15 protein-coding genes are annotated in these 18367 nt (G+C 61.5%); 11 read left to right on the top strand and 4 right to left on the bottom strand.

Annotation, left to right across the window (positions count from 1 at the left end):
• Position 1 precedes the first annotated feature (1 nt).
• The 4 genes from AC1DWG_RS27395 to AC1DWG_RS27380 all read right to left on the bottom strand — a co-directional run bounded on the left by AC1DWG_RS27395 (position 2) and on the right by AC1DWG_RS27380 (position 4965).
• Positions 2 to 1039, bottom strand: coding sequence for an ABC transporter ATP-binding protein (locus tag AC1DWG_RS27395; RefSeq protein ID WP_477788616.1), 1038 nt, complete (start codon positions 1037 to 1039; stop codon positions 2 to 4).
• Positions 1040 to 1209: 170 nt separating this feature from the next.
• Positions 1210 to 2361, bottom strand: a complete 1152-nt coding sequence (gene ydcS / locus AC1DWG_RS27390; RefSeq protein WP_477788615.1) for a putative ABC transporter substrate-binding protein YdcS — start codon at positions 2359 to 2361, stop codon at positions 1210 to 1212.
• An 84-nt stretch (positions 2362 to 2445) separates the two neighbouring features.
• Positions 2446 to 3945 (bottom strand): gamma-aminobutyraldehyde dehydrogenase, encoded by a 1500-nt coding sequence (locus tag AC1DWG_RS27385; protein WP_477763920.1) that lies wholly within the window; start codon positions 3943 to 3945, stop codon positions 2446 to 2448.
• Between the two features lie 105 nt (positions 3946 to 4050).
• On the bottom strand, positions 4051 to 4965 hold the full coding sequence (locus tag AC1DWG_RS27380; RefSeq protein ID WP_007975056.1) for a LysR family transcriptional regulator: 915 nt from the start codon (positions 4963 to 4965) through the stop codon (positions 4051 to 4053).
• A gap of 182 nt (positions 4966 to 5147) precedes the next feature.
• Here AC1DWG_RS27380 and AC1DWG_RS27375 point away from each other — a divergent pair, with 182 nt between their 5' ends.
• The 11 genes from AC1DWG_RS27375 (at position 5148) to AC1DWG_RS27325 (ending at position 18294) form a co-directional block, all read left to right on the top strand.
• Positions 5148 to 5840: a tellurite resistance TerB family protein gene (locus AC1DWG_RS27375; protein WP_477763919.1), complete on the top strand. Its 693-nt coding sequence runs from the start codon at positions 5148 to 5150 to the stop codon at positions 5838 to 5840.
• A 302-nt stretch (positions 5841 to 6142) separates the two neighbouring features.
• Positions 6143 to 7765, top strand: a complete 1623-nt coding sequence (locus tag AC1DWG_RS27370) for a methyl-accepting chemotaxis protein (protein WP_477788614.1) — start codon at positions 6143 to 6145, stop codon at positions 7763 to 7765.
• Positions 7765 to 8301: a chemotaxis protein CheW gene (locus AC1DWG_RS27365; RefSeq protein ID WP_477763917.1), complete on the top strand. Its 537-nt coding sequence runs from the start codon at positions 7765 to 7767 to the stop codon at positions 8299 to 8301. The genes AC1DWG_RS27370 and AC1DWG_RS27365 overlap by 1 nt, the downstream gene beginning before the upstream one ends.
• The gene (locus AC1DWG_RS27360; protein WP_477763916.1) at positions 8298 to 9569 is read left to right on the top strand and encodes a CheR family methyltransferase; all 1272 of its coding nucleotides are present in this window, start codon (positions 8298 to 8300) and stop codon (positions 9567 to 9569) included. Before AC1DWG_RS27365 ends, AC1DWG_RS27360 begins: the two co-directional genes overlap by 4 nt.
• Positions 9566 to 10246, top strand: coding sequence for a chemotaxis protein CheW (locus AC1DWG_RS27355; protein WP_477763915.1), 681 nt, complete (start codon positions 9566 to 9568; stop codon positions 10244 to 10246). Before AC1DWG_RS27360 ends, AC1DWG_RS27355 begins: the two co-directional genes overlap by 4 nt.
• Complete coding sequence (locus tag AC1DWG_RS27350; RefSeq protein ID WP_477788613.1) at positions 10243 to 12522, top strand: response regulator; 2280 nt, start codon at positions 10243 to 10245, stop codon at positions 12520 to 12522. The genes AC1DWG_RS27355 and AC1DWG_RS27350 overlap by 4 nt, the downstream gene beginning before the upstream one ends.
• Complete coding sequence (gene cheB, locus AC1DWG_RS27345) at positions 12519 to 13529, top strand: chemotaxis-specific protein-glutamate methyltransferase CheB (protein ID WP_477763913.1); 1011 nt, start codon at positions 12519 to 12521, stop codon at positions 13527 to 13529. The genes AC1DWG_RS27350 and cheB overlap by 4 nt, the downstream gene beginning before the upstream one ends.
• A 48-nt stretch (positions 13530 to 13577) precedes the next feature.
• The gene (locus AC1DWG_RS27340; protein WP_477788612.1) at positions 13578 to 14579 is read left to right on the top strand and encodes a diguanylate cyclase domain-containing protein; all 1002 of its coding nucleotides are present in this window, start codon (positions 13578 to 13580) and stop codon (positions 14577 to 14579) included.
• 207 nt (positions 14580 to 14786) lie between these two features.
• A protein-coding gene (gene prfB, locus AC1DWG_RS27335; protein WP_109790603.1) for a peptide chain release factor 2 occupies positions 14787 to 15882 on the top strand; the annotation gives its coding sequence in 2 pieces (ribosomal slippage) (positions 14787 to 14858 and positions 14860 to 15882; 1095 coding nt in all).
• Between the two features lie 94 nt (positions 15883 to 15976).
• Positions 15977 to 17479, top strand: coding sequence for a lysine--tRNA ligase (lysS, locus tag AC1DWG_RS27330; RefSeq protein WP_477763911.1), 1503 nt, complete (start codon positions 15977 to 15979; stop codon positions 17477 to 17479).
• Positions 17480 to 17577: 98 nt separating this feature from the next.
• Entirely contained in the window at positions 17578 to 18294 is a 717-nt protein-coding gene (locus AC1DWG_RS27325) for a TetR/AcrR family transcriptional regulator (protein ID WP_046041074.1), read from the top strand.
• Positions 18295 to 18367 lie beyond the last annotated feature (73 nt).

Below are 18367 nucleotides of genomic sequence, written 5' to 3'. Positions count from 1 at the left end.
GTCACACCCCGCCCGCAACGGTGTCGTGCAATGCAATCATGGCTTCACGCGCCCAGCGTGCACTGATGCGTTGGCCGGTCTGGTGTTGTGCGCTGGTGTCCTGCCATTGGTTGTTGGCCTGGCTGATGTTCAGGGTCTGGCCGTTTTCCAGTTTCAGCTCATAGCGGGTGGCGCTGCCCTGGTACTGGATATCGTGGAGCAAGCCGGAGACTTCGATTTCGTGGCTGGCCAGCGGGCCTTCGGCGAAACGCACATGCTCCGGGCGAATCGAGAACGGCTGCGGGTTGCCACTGAGCTGCCTGGCCAGGTCGCCGCGAATCACGTTGGAAGTGCCAACGAATTCCGCCACGAAGGTGGTGGCCGGTTTCATGTACAGGTTGCGCGGACTATCGACTTGTTCGATGCGGCCCTTGTTGAACACGGCCACGCGGTCGGACATCGACAGTGCTTCGGTCTGGTCGTGGGTGACGAAAATGAAGGTGATGCCGAGCTGGCGTTGCAGCTTCTTCAACTCGCCCTGCATTTGCTCGCGCAGTTTCAGGTCGAGTGCACCGAGGGGTTCGTCGAGCAGCAGCACCCGTGGACGGTTGACCAAAGCGCGGGCGAGGGCCACACGCTGGCGCTGACCACCGGAGAGCTGCACCGGCTTACGCTCGCCGTAGCCGCCGAGGGCGACCATCTCCAGGGATTCTTCGGCGCGCTTGAGGCGTTCAGCCTTGCCGATGCCTTTAACCTTCAAGCCGTAGGCGACGTTGTCGCGAACGTTCATGTGCGGGAACAGCGCGTAATCCTGGAACACGGTGTTCACGTCACGCTGGTACGGCGGCAGGCCGGCGGCCTCTTCGCCATGAATCCGGATGGAACCTGCGCTCGGTTGTTCAAAACCGGCGATCAGGCGCAAGCAGGTGGTTTTGCCCGAGCCGGAAGGCCCCAGCATGGAGAAAAACTCGCCGTCCTGGATGTCGATGGAAACCCGGTCAACGGCTTTCACTTCGCCGAACTGACGGGAAACGTTGGTGAACTGGACTGCAAGCGTCATGGTGCGGTGCTCCAAAAAGGCGCGCTTTCTATCAATTGAATCGGGTGTGCCGTGGAAAGATCGCAGCCTGCGGCAGCTCCTACAGATTTTGCATAGGGCGCCACATTTGCGGTGCATGCGATCGGCGTAGGAGCTGCCGAAGGCTGCGATCTTTTGATCTGGTTAGGGGATCAACGACCGCCCATGATCGCGATGTAGTCCTGGGTCCAGCGGCTGTACGGTACGAACTTGCCGCCTTCAGCTTGCGGGGTTTTCCAGAAGGCGATCTTGTCGAACTGGTCGAATCCGTTGGTCTTGCAGCCTTCGGCGCCGAGCAGTTCGCTCTCCTTGCACGCCGCCGGAACCGCTGGCAGCGAGCCGAACCACGCCGCTACGTCACCCTGGACTTTCGGTTGCAGCGACCAGTCCATCCACTTGTAGGCGCAGTTCGGGTGCTTGGCCTCGGCGTGCATCATGGTGGTGTCGGCCCAACCGGTGGCGCCTTCTTTCGGAATGGTCGAGGCGATTGGCTGTTTCTCGTTCATCAGACCGTTGACCTGATACGGCCAGGCACCGGACGCAACCACGCCTTCGTTCTTGAAGTCACTCATTTGCACAGTAGTGTCGTGCCAGTAGCGGTGGATCAACGGCTGCTGGGCGCGCAGCAGGTCGAGCACGGCCTTGTACTGGGCTTCGGTCAGTTCGTAGGGGTTCTGGATACCCAGTTCCGGCTTGGCGGTCTTCAGGTACAGCGCCGCGTCGGCGATGTAGATCGGGCCGTCATAGGCCTGCACGCGGCCCTTGTTCGGCTTGCCGTCCGGCAGGTTTTCCGCATTGAACAGCACGCCCCAGCTGGTGGGCGGGGTCTTGAACACGTTGGTGTTGTACATCAACACGTTCGGGCCCCACTGATACGGGACGCCGTAGGTCTGTTTGTTGACCACGTACCAGGGTCCATCCTTGAGGCGCGGGTCGAGGTTTTTCCAGTTCGGGATCAACGCGGTGTTGATCGGCTGCACACGCTTGCCGACGATCAGGCGCAGAGAGGCATCGCCGGACGCCGTTACCAGGTCGTAACCGCCCTTGGCCATCAGGCTGACCATTTCATCGGAGGTGGCGGCGGTCTTGACGTTGACCTTGCAGCCGGTTTCCTTCTCGAAACCGGTCACCCAGTCGTAGGCCTTGTCGCTCTCGCCACGTTCGATGTAGCCAGGCCAGGCCACAATATCCAGTTGACCCTCGCCCGCCCCGACAGCTTTGAGCGGCTCGGCGGCCTGGACACTGGCACTGGCCAGCAGCGCGGTGGTGATTGCACTGAGCAGTGCGGTCTTGTGCACGAACATGGGAATTCCCTCTTCTTTAATTATGGTCGGGGCAGTGTTTTGAACGTGGTGAAGCATGCCGTTGGTGGCTTGTTATTAGCGTAGTCAGAGATGCTCGCCATGGCGGGCCATGATGTGCCGTACCACGCTGTAGTCCTGAAGCGAATCGCTGGACAGGTCTTTGCCGTAGCCCGAACGTTTCAGGCCGCCATGGGGCATTTCGCTGACCAGCATGAAGTGGCTGTTGATCCAGGTGCAGCCGTACTGCAAGCGCGCCGCGACCTGCATGGCCTTGTCGAGGTTCTGGGTCCAGACCGACGAGGCCAGGCCGTATTCCGAATCGTTGGCCCAGTCCACCGCTTGTTCCAGTTCATCGAAGCGAGTCACGGTGACCACCGGCCCGAACACTTCGCGCTGGACGATTTCATCGCCTTGCTTGCAGCCGGCCAACAGGGTCGGCTGGTAATAGAAGCCGGCGCCGGAATGCACGGCTGCGCCGGTCACCCGCTCGATGTGCGGCTGGCCGAGGGCGCGTTCGACAAAACTGGCCACGCGGTCGCGCTGGCGGGTGCTGATCAGCGGGCCGATTTCATTGTCGGCGTCGCGTTTGCCGGCGAAGCGCAGGCTGCTGACGGCCGCGCCGAGTTCGGCCACCAAACGGTCATGAATCCCGGCTTGGGCATAAATGCGGCAGGCAGCGGTACAATCCTGGCCTGCGTTGTAATAGCCGTAGGTGCGCACGCCTTCGACCACGGCCTGAATGTCGGCATCGTTGCAGACGATCACCGGGGCCTTGCCGCCGAGTTCGAGGTGGGTACGTTTGAGGGTTTTGGCGGCGGCTTGAAGAATTTTCTGGCCAGTGACGATATCGCCAGTCAGCGACACCATGCGCACTTTAGGGTGATTCACCAGGTGGCTGCCGACACCTTCGCCGCCACCGCAAACGATGTTGATCACCCCCCGTGGCAGGATCTCGGCCAGCGCTGGCGCCAGGGCGAGGATCGACAGCGGCGTGTGTTCCGACGGCTTGAACACCAGGGTGTTGCCGGCGGCGAGGGCCGGGGCGATTTTCCACGCGGCCATCATGATCGGGTAGTTCCACGGCGCAATCGACGCCACGACCCCGATAGGATCGCGCCGGACCATGCTGGTGTAGCCCGGCAGGTATTCGCCGCTGAGCTGGCCGGTCTGGCAACGCACGGCACCGGCGAAGAAGCGGAACACGTCGACCGTGGCATTCAGGTCATCCTGACGGGCCAGGTGCAACGGCTTGCCGCAGTTCATGGATTCTAGGCGGGCCAGCAGGTCGGCATTTTTTTCGATGGCGTTGGCGATCTCCAGCAACAGGTTCGAACGCTGTTGTGGCGTGGTGCGTGACCAACCGGCAAAGGCTCGGTGGGCGGCGAGGATCGCGGCTTCGACTTGCTCGGTGCTGGCTTCGGCGATCCGGGTCAGGACTTCCCCGGTGGCGGGGTTGAGAATCGGCTCGACGCAGCCCTGACCGGCGACTAATTCACCATCGATCAACAATGCGGTGAACAACGGGGTCTGCGCGCCAGCCATTTTTCGGGTTCTCGTTTTTTGTGTGGCTTCTTGTGTAGACATGGCAGCGCTCCCAGTGGCTGGGGCCCGGCCGTCTTTATTAGATGCAACAAGACTAGTTCGCGGACCCGAGGACAACAAATACTAAATACTGAAGGTGGCGTTCGATTAAATAGATGGCTTGCGCCCGCCGTGGGGTTGTTCGCGGGCGACCGTGAGAAACGGGTCCACCAGCGCCGGCCGCGCGGTGCCGCGACGCCACGCCAGGCCGACATCCAGGGTCTGGCTGAGGTCGGCAATCGGCCGCGCTTCGATGATGTCGCCCTCCAGTGACCACGGGCGATAGGTCATGTCGGGCTGGATCGACACGCCCAATCCGGCGGCCACCAGGCTGCGCACCGCTTCGGTCGAAGCCGTGCGCAGGGTGATGCGCGGTTGCAGTGAGGCTGCTGACCACATGCGCTGGGCGTTGCGGTCCATTTCATCGACGTTCAGTTGAATCAAAGGCTCGCGGGCCACGTCGGCGAGGTTGATGCTGTCGTGTTCCAGCAACGGGTGCTGGGCCGGCAGCCATAGCCGGTGGGGTGAGTGGGTCAGCACTTCGGTCTGCAGGGCGTGGCGGTCTTCGAGGTTGGACAGGATCAGTACGCCGACATCGATCTCGCCGCTGACCAGCAAATGCTCGATGTACGGGCGCTCGTCTTCCATCACGCGAATTTCCACGTTGGGGTAGGCGCGCTGGAAACGGGTGAGCAAATCCGCCAGGTAATAACCGGCGACCAGGCTGGTCACGCCGACGATCAGTTGCCCGGCGACCTGGTCGGTGCTCTGTTGCAGGCTGCGCTTGGCGTTATCCACCGTGGCCAGGATCAAGTGCGCCTGACGCAGGAATTGATGCCCCTGGTGGGTCAGGGTCATGCCCTTGGCATGGCGGCTGAACAGGCTGACGCCGATTTCCTCTTCCAGTTGCTGGATCGCCAGGGTCAGGGTCGACTGGGAAATGAACGCGGTTTGTGCGGCGGCCGAGATCGAGCCGGTCTCGGCCACGGCGATGAAATGGCGGATCTGACGCAAGGTCATCATGGGAAAGCACCCGGTGGGCTGTTTTTATCGATTTGTTGGAGTGTATATCTTTTTTTTCGATGGGCAGCGCCGGGTGCCTTGGCGATGCAACATCTGGAAGTACTCTCGCGCACGGGGCGTAGGCACTTTCAATCTAGGCTGGTGGCCTTGTTTTCAGGTTAAACGTCTTGTGGAGGCGGCAGATGAACACCCGTGGATTGCTCGATCAACTACTCAAGTCCGGCCAGGACCTGTTGCAGAACAAGGGCGGTAGCTCGCAGCAAAAGGGCGTGAGCGGTGGATCCGGTGCCCTCGGCAGTTTGCTCTCCGGCGCGAGCGGCGGGGCATTGGCGGCGGGCGCCATGGGCTTGCTGCTCGGCAGCAAAAAGGCCCGTAAAGTCGGGGGCAAGGTCGCGGTCTACGGCGGTCTCGCCGCATTGGGCGTGCTGGCCTATAAAGCCTACGGCAACTGGCAGGCACAGCAGGGCGGTGCAGCCGGTACAGAGCCGCAAACCCTGGACCGCGTACCGGCCGCGCAAGTCGAGTTGCACAGCCAGGCGATTCTCAAGGCGCTGGTGGCTGCGGCCAAGGCTGACGGTCATGTCGATGAGCGTGAGCGTGCCTTGATCGAAGGCGAATTCACCCGGCTCGACAGCGATCAGGAACTGCAGCACTGGCTGCACGCCGAGCTCAACAAGCCGCTGGACCCGAGCGATGTCGCCCGTGCCGCCCGCACCCCGGAAATCGCCGCCGAGATGTACATCGCCAGCGTGATGATGGTGGATGAGGAAAACTTCATGGAGAAGGCCTATCTCGACGAGCTGGCGCGGCAGCTCAAGCTGGAGCCGGGGCTGAAAGCCGAGCTTGAGAAGCAGGTTCGCCAGGCCTCTCTGTAAGGCCCTGTAAAGATCGCAGCCTGCGGCAGCTCCTACATTGGATCGGTGTTCACTTGTAGGAGCTGCCGCAGGCTGCGATCTTTTGATCTTTCAAGCAGTACTCAATCTCCCAATGACCATTCCACCGCCCCTTTCTACCGAATCACCCCTATCACCTATCCCCCCAATTAACGGACAGTCCCAACCCTGAGCCCATCCCGCCTTTTTTCAACGGGATGCGAAGTGGCGCGCATCCGTCTTATAAATGAAACACCGCCCTCGGCTATACTCCCCGCATTTCGAACCGGCCTCGAGGATTGACTGTGAAGAACTGGACGTTGCGCCAACGCATTTTGGCGAGCTTTGCGGTAATTGTCGCCATCATGTTGCTGATGGTGGTCGTCTCGTATTCCCGGCTGTTGACGATCGAAAACAGTGAGGCCAGCGTGCGTGAGGACGCTCTGCCAGGGTTGTATTACAGTTCGATGATTCGTGACGCGTGGTCCGACAGTTATGTACGCATACAGGCCATGCTCGGCCTGGAGGAAGGGCAGAGCTTCAGTACCGAGGATGCCGAGAACTTCAAGGGCTTCGCTGAGCGGTTGAAAGAGCAGATGGACCTCTACCGTGCAACGATTACCGACGAAGAAGACAGGGTTGATTACGCAGCCTTCGAAAAACTTCATGAGGACTACCATAGGATTCTGGCCGAGGTGATCGAGTTGTATAAACGCAACCAGAACGCCGAAGCCGTCAACGTGTTCAAAGGTGAACTGACCCCGAGCTGGATAGCGGGTCGGATGAAGGTCAATGACATCCTGCGTCATAACAAGACTGTGGCGGACAGAGAAATCGCGGCCATTGATGATGCGGTGCTCACCGCCAAAGTCATCATGGGCATTTCCCTGGCGATCGCGGTGCTGGCCGCCGCCCTCTGTGGCCTGTTGCTGATGCGCGCCATCATGGCGCCGATGAACCGCATCGTGAAAATCCTCGAGATCATGCGCACTGGTGACCTCAGCAGCCGCCTGAATCTGGAGCGCAAGGACGAATTCGGCGCGGTAGAGACCGGCTTCAACGACATGATGACCGAGCTCACATCCCTGGTGTCCCAGGCCCAGCGTTCGTCGGTGCAGGTGACCACGTCGGTGACCGAGATCGCCGCGACGTCCAAGCAGCAACAAGCCACCGCCACCGAAACTGCCGCCACCACCACGGAAATCGGTGCGACTTCCCGTGAAATCGCCGCCACTTCCCGGGATCTGGTGCGCACCATGACCGAGGTTTCCACCGCCGCCGATCAGGCTTCCGTAGCCGCCGGTTCCGGCCAGCAGGGCCTGGCACGCATGGAGGAAACCATGCACTCGGTGATGGGCGCAGCCGATCTGGTCAACGCCAAACTGGCGATCCTCAACGAGAAGGCCGGCAACATCAATCAGGTGGTGGTGACCATCGTCAAGGTCGCCGACCAGACCAACCTGTTGTCGCTCAACGCCGCCATCGAGGCCGAGAAGGCCGGGGAATACGGACGCGGTTTTGCCGTGGTCGCCACCGAAGTGCGGCGTCTGGCGGACCAGACGGCGGTGGCCACCTACGACATCGAGCAGATGGTTCGCGAGATCCAGTCGGCGGTATCGGCCGGGGTCATGGGCATGGACAAGTTCTCCGAGGAAGTGCGTCGCGGCATGTCCGAGGTGCAGCAAGTCGGCGAGCAGTTGTCGCAGATCATCCATCAGGTTCAGGCGCTGGCGCCGCGGGTGCTGATGGTCAACGAAGGCATGCAGGCCCAGGCCACCGGCGCCGAGCAGATCAACCACGCGCTGGTGCAGTTGGGCGATGCCAGCAGCCAGACCGTCGAGTCTCTGCGTCAGGCCAGTTTCGCCATCGATGAGCTGAGCCAGGTGGCCGTCGGGCTGCGCAGCGGCGTTTCGCGATTCAAAGTCTGATGAGCGAAATCTCGGCCAAACGCTCTGCCGTGAAGCAGGCGCTGCATGCATTGTTTCTGGTGTTCCGCATCGGCAGCGAGCGCTATGCGTTGCAAGCCATCGAGGTGACGGAAGTGCTGCCGCGCCTGCCCTTGAAGCCCATTCCCCATGCACCCGTCTGGGTCGCCGGGGTGTTCGCCTATCGGGGCGCCGTGGTGCCGGTGATCGACTTGAGCGCACTGACGTTTGGTACGCCTGCGCAGGCCCGTACCAGCACGCGACTGGTGCTGGTCAACTATCGCCCGGATGAAACTACCGAATCACAGCTGCTCGGATTGATTCTGGAACAGGCGACCGACACCTTGCGCTGCGATCCGGCGGATTTTCAGCCCTACGGTCTGGACAATCGCCAGGCGCCTTACTTGGGGCCGGTGCGCAAGGACGAGCAGGGCTTGCTGCAATGGGTACGGGTCTGCGATCTGCTGGACGAACAGGTTCGCGCCTTGTTGTTCCCCTCGCCGCCACTGGATCCGGCGCTGTTGGAGGAGCGGCCATGAACAGCGATCAGCGTTTTTTCGACTTCCTCAAGGAGCGTATCGGACTCGACGTGACTTCCGTGGGGCCGGCAATCATCGAGCGAGCGGTGCGCCAGCGCAGCATTGCGGCGCAAGCACCCTCGGCCGATGAGTATTGGCGCACCTTGCAGGGCTCGCGGGACGAACAGCAGGCGTTGATCGAAGCGGTGATCGTTCCGGAAACCTGGTTCTTCCGTTATCCGGAATCCTTCGCCACCCTGGCGAAACTGGCGAGCAAACGTCTGGCTGAAATCAACAATCTGCGTGCGCTGCGGATCCTTAGCCTGCCGTGTTCCACTGGCGAGGAACCCTACTCGATCGCCATGGCATTGCTCGATGCCGGGCTCAAGCCGCACCAGTTCAAGGTCGACGGCATGGACGTCAGCCCGCTGTCGGTGGAAAAAGCCGGGCGCGCCTTGTACGGCAGGAATTCCTTTCGGGGCGACGACATTGCGTTTCGCGACCGCCATTTCATTGCCGAGGGTGACGGCTATCGCCTGAACCCGTGTGTGCAGGAGCAAGTGCGCTTGCAGGTCGGCAATCTGCTGGATCCGGCGTTACTGGCCGGCGAACCGCCATTCGATTTCGTGTTTTGTCGCAACCTGCTGATCTATTTCGACCAGCCGACCCAGAAGCAAGTCTTCGAAGTGCTCAAATGCCTGACCCACGTTGACGGCGTGCTGTTTATCGGTCCGGCCGAAGGCAGTCTGCTGGGGCGATTGGGGATGCGTTCGATCGGTATCGCACAGTCCTTCGCGTTCAGTCGACAGGGGACTCCGGACTTCGAACCCTTGCCGGCATTCGTTCCAGCACCATTGCCTGTGCCGCAACCGCTACGCAACCCACCGCCTGCGCCAGTGCGCAGTCGCCCATTTGCCAGTGTTGTTCCGCTGGCTTCTGCGCCGAAAACGTCTGGCACCGATACGGCCGTGCTGCTGGCGAACATCGCCGCGCTGGCCGATGAAGGCAAAAGCGCCGAGGCGAGGGCCGCTTGTGAAAACTATTTGCGCGGTCATGAACCGGTAGCCCAGGTGTTCTATTGGCTGGGACTGCTCAGCGATGTCGCCGGAAACGTCCTCGAAGCCCAGGGCTTTTATCGCAAGGCGTTGTACCTCGAACCGCAACATCCCGATGCGTTGATGCACTTGGCCGCATTGCTGCAGGCCCAGGGCGACGCGACGGGGGCCAGACGATTGCAGCAGCGTGCCGCCCGCAGCGAGCGCGCCGCCGACAGTGAGCGTAAACGATGATCGCCACCGACACCTTTAGTGTCACCCGGGATGCCCAGGCCATCGACGACTGCTGGAACCGTATTGGTATCCACGGTGACAAGTCCTGCCCGTTGCTGGCCGAACATGTTCATTGCCGCAATTGTGCGGTGTATTCGGCGGCCGCCACACGCTTGCTCGATCGCTATGCGTTGCAGCAGGAGGATCGCGGGCCAGTGTCCGTCACGGTCGAGAGCGAGGTGAAAACCCGCTCGTTGTTGATGTTCCGTCTGGGTGAAGAATGGCTGGGCCTGGCCACGCGCAATCTGGTCGAGGTGGCGCCGCTGCAGGCGATTCACTCCTTGCCGCACCAGCGCTCCCGGGCCTTGCTCGGCGTAGCGAATGTGCGCGGCGCGTTGGTTGCCTGTCTGTCACTGGTGGAGCTGCTCGGCCTCGACGGCACCAGCAACGTCGCACCCGGCACGCGGGTCATGCCGCGCATGCTGATCATCGCGGCCCACGGCGGATCAGTGGTGGTGCCGGTGGACGAAGTCGACGGGATTCACGCCATCGACGAGCACGTCCTCGATACCGCATCGCGCCCGGGTGCGCAGGCCAGCGCCAAATACACCCGTGGCGTGTTGCAATTCAAAGGTCGCAGCCTGCGTTGGCTGGATGAAGAGCAGCTGCTGTCCGCCGTGACCCGGAGCCTCACATGACCCCCGAGCAAATGCGCGACGCCTCTTTGCTGGAGTTGTTCAGCCTGGAGGCCGAAGCCCAGACCCTGGTCTTGAGTGTCGGCCTGCTGGCGCTTGAGCGCGACCCGAGCCTGGCCGATCAACTTGAATCGTGCATGCGTGCGGCGCACTCACTCAAGGGGGCGGCGCGGATCGTTGGCGTCGATGCCGGGGTCAGCGTTGCCCATGTGATGGAAGATTGCCTGGTCAGTGCCCAGGAAGGGCGCCTGGTGCTGCGTCCCGGGCACATCGATGCGTTGTTGCAAGGCACCGATTTGCTGATGCGCATTGCCACGCCAGGCAGCACGCCGGGGGACGCGGACATCGACGCTTATGTGGCATTGATGGCGCGGTTACTGGACCCGACGGCGCCGTTGATTGCGCCAGCAGAACCGGTGATGGCCGAACTTCAACTCGAAGCACCCGCGCCCAAGGTCGAGTCGTTGGCGCCTGCCGACGAACAGCCATCGGCGCCAGCCCCGCGCAAGATCACACGCACCACCGAAAACGGCGAACGCGTGCTGCGTGTCACCGCCGAACGCCTGAACAGCCTGCTCGATCTGTCGAGCAAATCCCTGGTGGAAACCCTGCGGCTCAAACCGCACCTTGCGACCATGCAGCGCCTCAAGCGCATGCAGAGCAACAGCCTGCGTGCACTGGAGAGTCTCAACGTGCATCTCAAGGATCATGCCTTGAGCCTGGAGGCCCGGGAAACCCTTGAGGATGCGCGCCGCTTGCTCGCGCAATCCCAGCAACTGCTCGTGGAAAAGAACACCGAACTCGATGAGTTCGCCTGGCATGCCAGCCAGCGGGCACAGGTGTTGTACGACACGGCGCTGGCCTGTCGCATGCGGCCGTTTGCCGATGTGCTGACCGGTCAGGTGCGTATGGTCCGTGATCTGGGGCGCGATCTGGGCAAACAGGTGCGACTGGAGATTGAAGGCGAGAAGACTCAGGTTGATCGCGACGTGCTGGAAAAGCTCGAAGCGCCGCTGACTCACTTGTTGCGCAATGCGGTCGACCACGGCATCGAAACCCCGGAACAGCGCCTGCTGGCGGGCAAGCCGGCGGAAGGTTTGATTCGCCTGCGCGCTTCGCATCAGGCCGGCCTGCTGGTGCTGGAATTGAGCGATGACGGTAACGGCGTGGACCTGGAAAAGGTCCGTCGCAGCATCGTTGAACGTAGTTTGTCGCCCGCGCAAACCGCCGCGCAGTTGAGCGAAGAAGAGCTGCTGACGTTCCTGTTCCTGCCCGGTTTCAGTTTGCGCGACACGGTCACCGAGGTGTCCGGTCGCGGCGTCGGCCTGGATGCGGTGCAGCACATGGTCCGGCAGTTGCGCGGTGCGGTGGTGCTGGAGCAGACGGCGGGCGAGGGCAGTCGTTTCCACCTTGAGGTACCGCTGACCCTGTCGGTGGTGCGCAGCCTCGTGGTGGAAGTCGGCGACGAAGCCTATGCCTTCCCGCTGGCGCATATCGAGCGCATGTGCGACCTGGAGCCGGCGGATATCGTGCAGGTCGAAGGCCGCCAGCATTTCTGGCACGAAGGCCGGCATGTCGGCCTGGTGGCGGCCAGTCAGTTGCTGCAGCGTCCGGCCAGTCAGAACAGCGGGCAAACCCTGAAAGTCGTGGTGATTCGCGAGCGCGATGCGATCTACGGCGTGGCAGTGGAACGGTTTATCGGTGAGCGGACATTGGTGGTGTTGCCGCTGGATGAGCGTCTGGGCAAGGTGCAGGACATTTCCGCCGGGGCCCTGCTCGACGACGGTTCGGTGGTGCTGATCGTCGATGTCGAAGACATGCTGCGTTCGGTGGATAAATTGCTCAACACGGGGCGTCTGGAGCGCATTGCCCGCCACAGCAATCAGGTGGTCGAGGCGGCCCGCAAACGAATTCTGGTGGTGGATGATTCCCTGACCGTGCGTGAGTTGCAGCGCAAGCTGTTGCTCCATCGCGGATACGACGTGGCGGTTGCGGTGGACGGCATGGACGGCTGGAACGCGCTGCGTTCGGAGGATTTCGATCTGCTGATCACCGACATCGATATGCCGCGCATGGACGGCATCGAACTGGTCACGCTGCTGCGTCGGGACAGTCGCCTGCAATCGCTGCCGGTGATGGTGGTGTCCTACAAGGATCGCGAAGAGGACCGGCGCCGTGGACTGGATGCCGGGGCCGACTATTATCTAGCCAAGGCCAGTTTTCATGACGACGCCTTGCTCGATGCGGTGGTCGAGCTCATCGGAGGAGCGCGGGCATGAGGATCGCAATCGTCAATGACATGCCCATGGCGGTGGAGGCCCTGCGCCGCGCCCTGGCATTCGAGCCGACACACGAGGTGATCTGGGTCGCCGGCAATGGCGCCGAGGCGGTGCGCCAGTGCGCGCTGGACACGCCGGACCTGATTCTGATGGACCTGATCATGCCGGTGATGGATGGCGTCGAGGCCACGCGGCGGATAATGGCCGAGACCCCATGTGCCATCGTCATCGTCACCGTGGATCGTGAGCAGAACGTGCATCGTGTGTTCGAGGCCATGGGCCACGGCGCGCTGGACGTGGTTGACACCCCGACCCTTGGTGTCGGCAATGCCCAGGAAGCGGCCGCGCCGTTGTTGCGCAAGATCTTGAACATCGTCTGGCTGATCGGTGACAAGGGCAACCGCCCGCGCCCGGCGCTGGCACCGTTGCGCAGTTCGGGCTCACGCCAGAGCCTGATCGCCATTGGCTCATCCGCCGGTGGGCCGGCAGCGCTGGAAGTCTTGCTCAAAGGGCTGCCGCGTGATTTCTCTCCGGCCATCGTGCTGGTGCAGCACGTTGACCAGGTGTTTGCTGCCGGCATGGCTGAATGGCTCAGCAGCGCCAGCGGCCTCAATGTGCGCCTGGCCGAGAACGGCGAGCCGCCGCAAAGCGGCACGGTAATGCTGGCCGGCACCAATCACCATATTCGCTTGCTGAAAAACGGCACGCTGGCCTACACCGCCGAACCGGTCAACGAGATCTACCGGCCCTCCATCGATGTGTTCTTCGAGAGCGTGGCCAGTTACTGGAACGGTGACGCCGTGGGGGTTTTGCTCACCGGCATGGGGCGTGATGGTGCCCAGGGGCTTAAACTCATGCGCCAACAGGGCTTCCTGACCATCGCACAAGACCAAAACAGCAGTGCGGTGTACGGCATGCCGAAGGCGGCCGCGGCCATCGACGCTGCCGTGGAAATTCGCCCGCTGGACAAGATAGCGCCACGATTGCTGGAGATTTTCGCCAAATGAGCACCTTTTTCCTCATTCCTGGCTCAAGTAGTACTCAGGTGACCGCACATGAATGAATTACAGCTCGACGGCTATAAGACCGACGAAAACGCCGCCATGGTGTTGCTGGTGGACGATCAGGCCATGATCGGCGAAGCCGTGCGCCGCGGCCTGGCGAACGAAGAGAATATCGATTTCCACTTCTGCGCCGACCCGCACCAGGCCATCGCCCACGCGGTGCGCATCAAGCCGACAGTGATCCTGCAGGATTTGGTGATGCCCGGCCTTGACGGCCTGAGCCTGGTACGTGAATACCGCAATCACCCGGCGACCAAGGACATTCCGATCATCGTCCTGTCGACCAAGGAGGATCCGTTGATCAAGAGCGCGGCCTTTGCGGCCGGAGCCAACGATTATCTGGTCAAGCTGCCGGACAACATTGAGCTGGTTGCACGCATCCGCTATCACTCGCGCTCCTACATGACCCTGCTGCAACGGGACGCGGCGTACCGCGCGTTACGGGTCAGCCAGCAGCAGTTGCTCGACACCAACCTGGTGCTGCAACGCCTGATGAATTCCGACGGCCTGACCGGGTTGTCGAACCGTCGGCACTTCGATGAATACATGGAGCTGGAATGGCGCCGTTCGCTGCGTGAGCAGAGCCAGTTGTCGTTGCTGATGATCGACGTCGACTACTTCAAGGCCTACAACGACAGTTTCGGCCACCTGGAAGGCGATGAAGCCCTGCGCAAGGTTGCCACGGCGATCAAGGATGCCAGTGCCCGGCCTTCGGACCTACCGGCCCGTTACGGCGGCGAGGAGTTTGCCCTGGTACTGCCCAACACTTCCCAGGGCGGTGCACGGCTGGTGGCCGAGAAGCTGCGCCAGACCGTGGCAGCCCTGAAGATCCCGCATAACTCGCCCACCGAAGGTTCGAGCCTGACCATCAGCATCGGCCTGTCGACCATCACCCCGAAAGCGGGCAGCAATTGCCGAGACCTGATCCTGGCGGCGGACAAGGGGCTGTATTCGGCGAAGAACAATGGGCGTAATCAGGTTGGGGTCGAATAAACCGTATCCCCCTGTAGGAGCGAGCCTGCTCGCGAAAAAGCCAAAGGCGCAGTTGGGCATCTGGTTTTACGCGTCATCGTTAACGACCATCGCGAGCAGGGCTCGCTCCTACAGGGCGTGCCTTTTCGGCCAAGCGGACTGCCGTTACCGACCGTTTCCCGGTATACTCGCCGGCTTTCAAAAGTTCGCCAACGAGTGCTGCCCGTCATGGAAATCAACCCGATCCTGAACACCATCAAGGACCTGTCCGAGCGCTCCGAAACTATTCGGGGGTATCTTTGACTACGATCAAAAGCATGAGCGTCTGACCGAGGTCAATCGCGAGCTTGAAGATCCGAGTGTCTGGAACAAACCTGAATACGCCCAGGAACTGGGCCGCGAGCGCGCTGCGCTGGCGCAGATCGTCGATACCCTGGACGAATTGAACACTGGTCTGGCCGATTGCCGCGACCTGCTGGACATGGCCGTTGAAGAGAACGACGAAGGCGCAGTGGGCGATGTCGTCGCCGAGCTGGCCCGTCTCGAGGAAAGCCTCGCCAAGCTGGAATTCCGCCGCATGTTCAGCCATGAAATGGACCCGAACAACGCCTACCTGGACATCCAGGCCGGTTCCGGCGGCACCGAAGCCCAGGACTGGGCCAACATTCTGCTGCGCATGTACCTGCGCTGGGCCGACAAACGCGGGTTCGACGCGACCATCATGGAGCTGTCGGCCGGTGAAGTCGCCGGGATCAAGGGCGCGACCGTGCACATCAAGGGCGAATACGCGTTTGGCTGGTTGCGGACCGAGATCGGCGTGCACCGTCTGGTGCGCAAGAGCCCGTTCGACTCCGGCAACCGTCGCCACACCTCGTTCTCCGCGGTGTTCGTCTCGCCAGAGATCGATGACAAGGTGGAAATCGAAATCAACCCGGCAGACTTGCGGATCGACACCTATCGCTCCTCCGGTGCCGGTGGTCAGCACGTAAACACCACCGACTCGGCCGTACGTATCACCCACGTACCGACCAACACCGTGGTCAGCTGCCAGAACGAACGTTCCCAGCACGCCAACAAAGACACCGCCATGAAAATGCTGCGGGCCAAGTTGTACGAGCAGGAAATGCAGAAACGCAACGCGGCGTCCCAGGCGCTGGAAGACACCAAGTCCGATATCGGCTGGGGTCATCAGATCCGTTCGTATGTGCTCGATGCCTCGCGGATCAAGGATCTGCGCACCAACATCGAACGCAGCGACTGTGACAAGGTGCTCGATGGTGACATCGACGAATACCTGGAAGCGAGCCTGAAATCGGGGCTGTAATACGCTGACACACCGCGATCCCTGTAGGAGCCGGCTTGCCGGCGATCCCCGACCGCAGGCCGGGGACAACGAACCAGATGGAATATTTAAAGACATGAGCGACCTAGAACTCGACCCGCAAGCCCTGCAACAGGAAGAAAACTCCCTGATCGCCCTGCGCAAGGAAAAGCTTGCTGCCGAGCGCGCCAAGGGCAATGCCTTCCCGAACGACTTCCGCCGCGAAAACTACTGCGAGCAACTGCAGAAACAGTACGCGGACAAGACCAAGGAAGAGCTGGCAGAGGCTGCGATCCCGGTCAAGGTTGCCGGTCGCATCATGCTCAACCGTGGCTCGTTCATGGTGATCCAGGACATGACCGGGCGCATCCAGGTCTACGTCAACCGCAAGACCCTGTCCGAAGAAACCCTGGCCGCGGTGAAAACCTGGGACATGGGCGACATCATTGCAGCCGTTGGCACCCTGGCCCGTTCCGGCAAGGGCGACCTGTACGTTGAAATGACCAACGTGCGCCTGCTGACCAAATCCCTGCGCCCACTGCCGGACAAGCACCACGGCCTGACCGACACCGAACAGCGCTACCGCCAGCGCTACGTTGACCTGATCGTCAACGAAGACGTGCGCCAGACTTTCCGCGTGCGTTCGCAAGTCATCGCGCACATCCGCAGCTTCCTGATGAAGCGTGACTTCCTGGAAGTGGAAACGCCGATGCTGCAGACCATTCCTGGCGGCGCGGCAGCCAAGCCGTTCGAAACCCACCACAATGCGCTGGACATGGGCATGTTCCTGCGTATCGCGCCGGAGCTGTACCTCAAGCGCCTTGTTGTTGGCGGGTTTGAGAAAGTGTTCGAGATCAACCGCAACTTCCGCAACGAAGGCGTTTCGACTCGTCACAACCCTGAATTCACCATGTTGGAGTTCTACCAGGCCTACGCCGACTACGAAGACAACATGGACCTGACCGAAGAGCTGTTCCGCGAACTGGCGCAGCTGGTTCTGGGCAGCACCGACGTGCCATACGGCGACAAGGTGTTCCACTTCGGCGAGCCGTTCGTGCGTCTGTCGGTTTTCGACTCGATCCTCAAGTACAACCCTGAGCTGACCGCTGACGACCTGAACGACATCGACAAGGCTCGCGCCATCGCCAAGAAAGCCGGGGCCAAGGTGCTGGGCTTCGAAGGTCTGGGCAAGCTGCAAGTGATGATTTTCGAAGAACTGGTCGAGCACAAGCTGGAGCAGCCGCACTTCATTACCCAGTACCCGTTCGAAGTGTCGCCGCTGGCCCGTCGTAACGACGAGAACCCGAACGTCACCGACCGTTTCGAGCTGTTCATCGGTGGTCGTGAAATCGCCAACGCCTACTCCGAGTTGAATGACGCGGAAGACCAGGCCGAGCGCTTCATGGCCCAGGTGGCCGACAAGGACGCCGGCGACGATGAAGCCATGCACTACGACGCCGACTTCGTTCGTGCGCTGGAGTACGGCATGCCGCCAACGGCGGGTGAGGGCATCGGTATCGACCGTCTGGTGATGCTGCTGACCAACTCCCCGTCGATCCGCGACGTGATCCTGTTCCCGCACATGCGGCCGCAAGCGTAAGTGTTTCAATTAAAAAGCCGCCTTTGAGGCGGCTTTTTATTGCCTGTCTGGTACAAACGTATCAACTTGTTACTTTCATCTGAGAGGAAATACCTGTCGTGATTCGTGCAATGGCTCAAGAAGGTGCAGCGGGTATCGCCACTGCGGTCGCTGAAAGCGTTCAGTACCAGGGCCGCAAGGCCAGCCGACAGGGCAGCGAACAGCGACGACAGGAAATCCTGGATGCCGCCATGCGCATTGTCGTGCGTGACGGCGTACGGGCCGTACGGCACCGTGCGGTGGCCGCCGAGGCGCAAGTACCGTTGTCGGCGACCACTTACTATTTCAAGGATATCGATGACCTGCTCACCGATACCTTCGCCCAATACGTGGAACGCAGTGCGGCGTACATGGGCAAGCTTTGGGTGAACAACGAGGGCCTGCTGCGCGAGATGATCGACAGTGGCGATGGCAGCCCGCAGGCGCGCTCGAAACTGGCGGATGACATTGCACGGCTGATGACCGATTACGTTCACCGGCAACTGGTCAATCGCCGTGAACATTTGATGGCCGAACAGGCGTTCCGTCAGGAGGCATTGCTCAACCCGCGCTTGGCCGAACTGGTGCGCTCGCATCAGCAAATCCTGTTGCAGGGCTCTTGCCAGCTGTTCCAGGTGCTGGGCTCGCGCGAGCCGCATCAGGATGCCAAGGTGTTGACGGCGATTATCGGCCGGATGGAATATCAGGGCCTGCTCAACGTAGACGAGCCTGCCGCCGAAGAGGAAATGCTCGGCATCCTGACACGCTACATGCACCTGGTGCTGGCGTCGGTGTGACGCGATCCCCTGTAGGAGCTGCCGCAGGCTGCGATCTTTTGAAAAACAAGATCAAAAGATCGCAGCCTGCGGC

Source organism: Pseudomonas sp. P4_B3, from assembly GCF_056402295.1.
The sequence above is the reverse complement of the archived record's forward strand: the minus strand, read 5'-3'. Positions and strand labels throughout refer to the sequence as shown.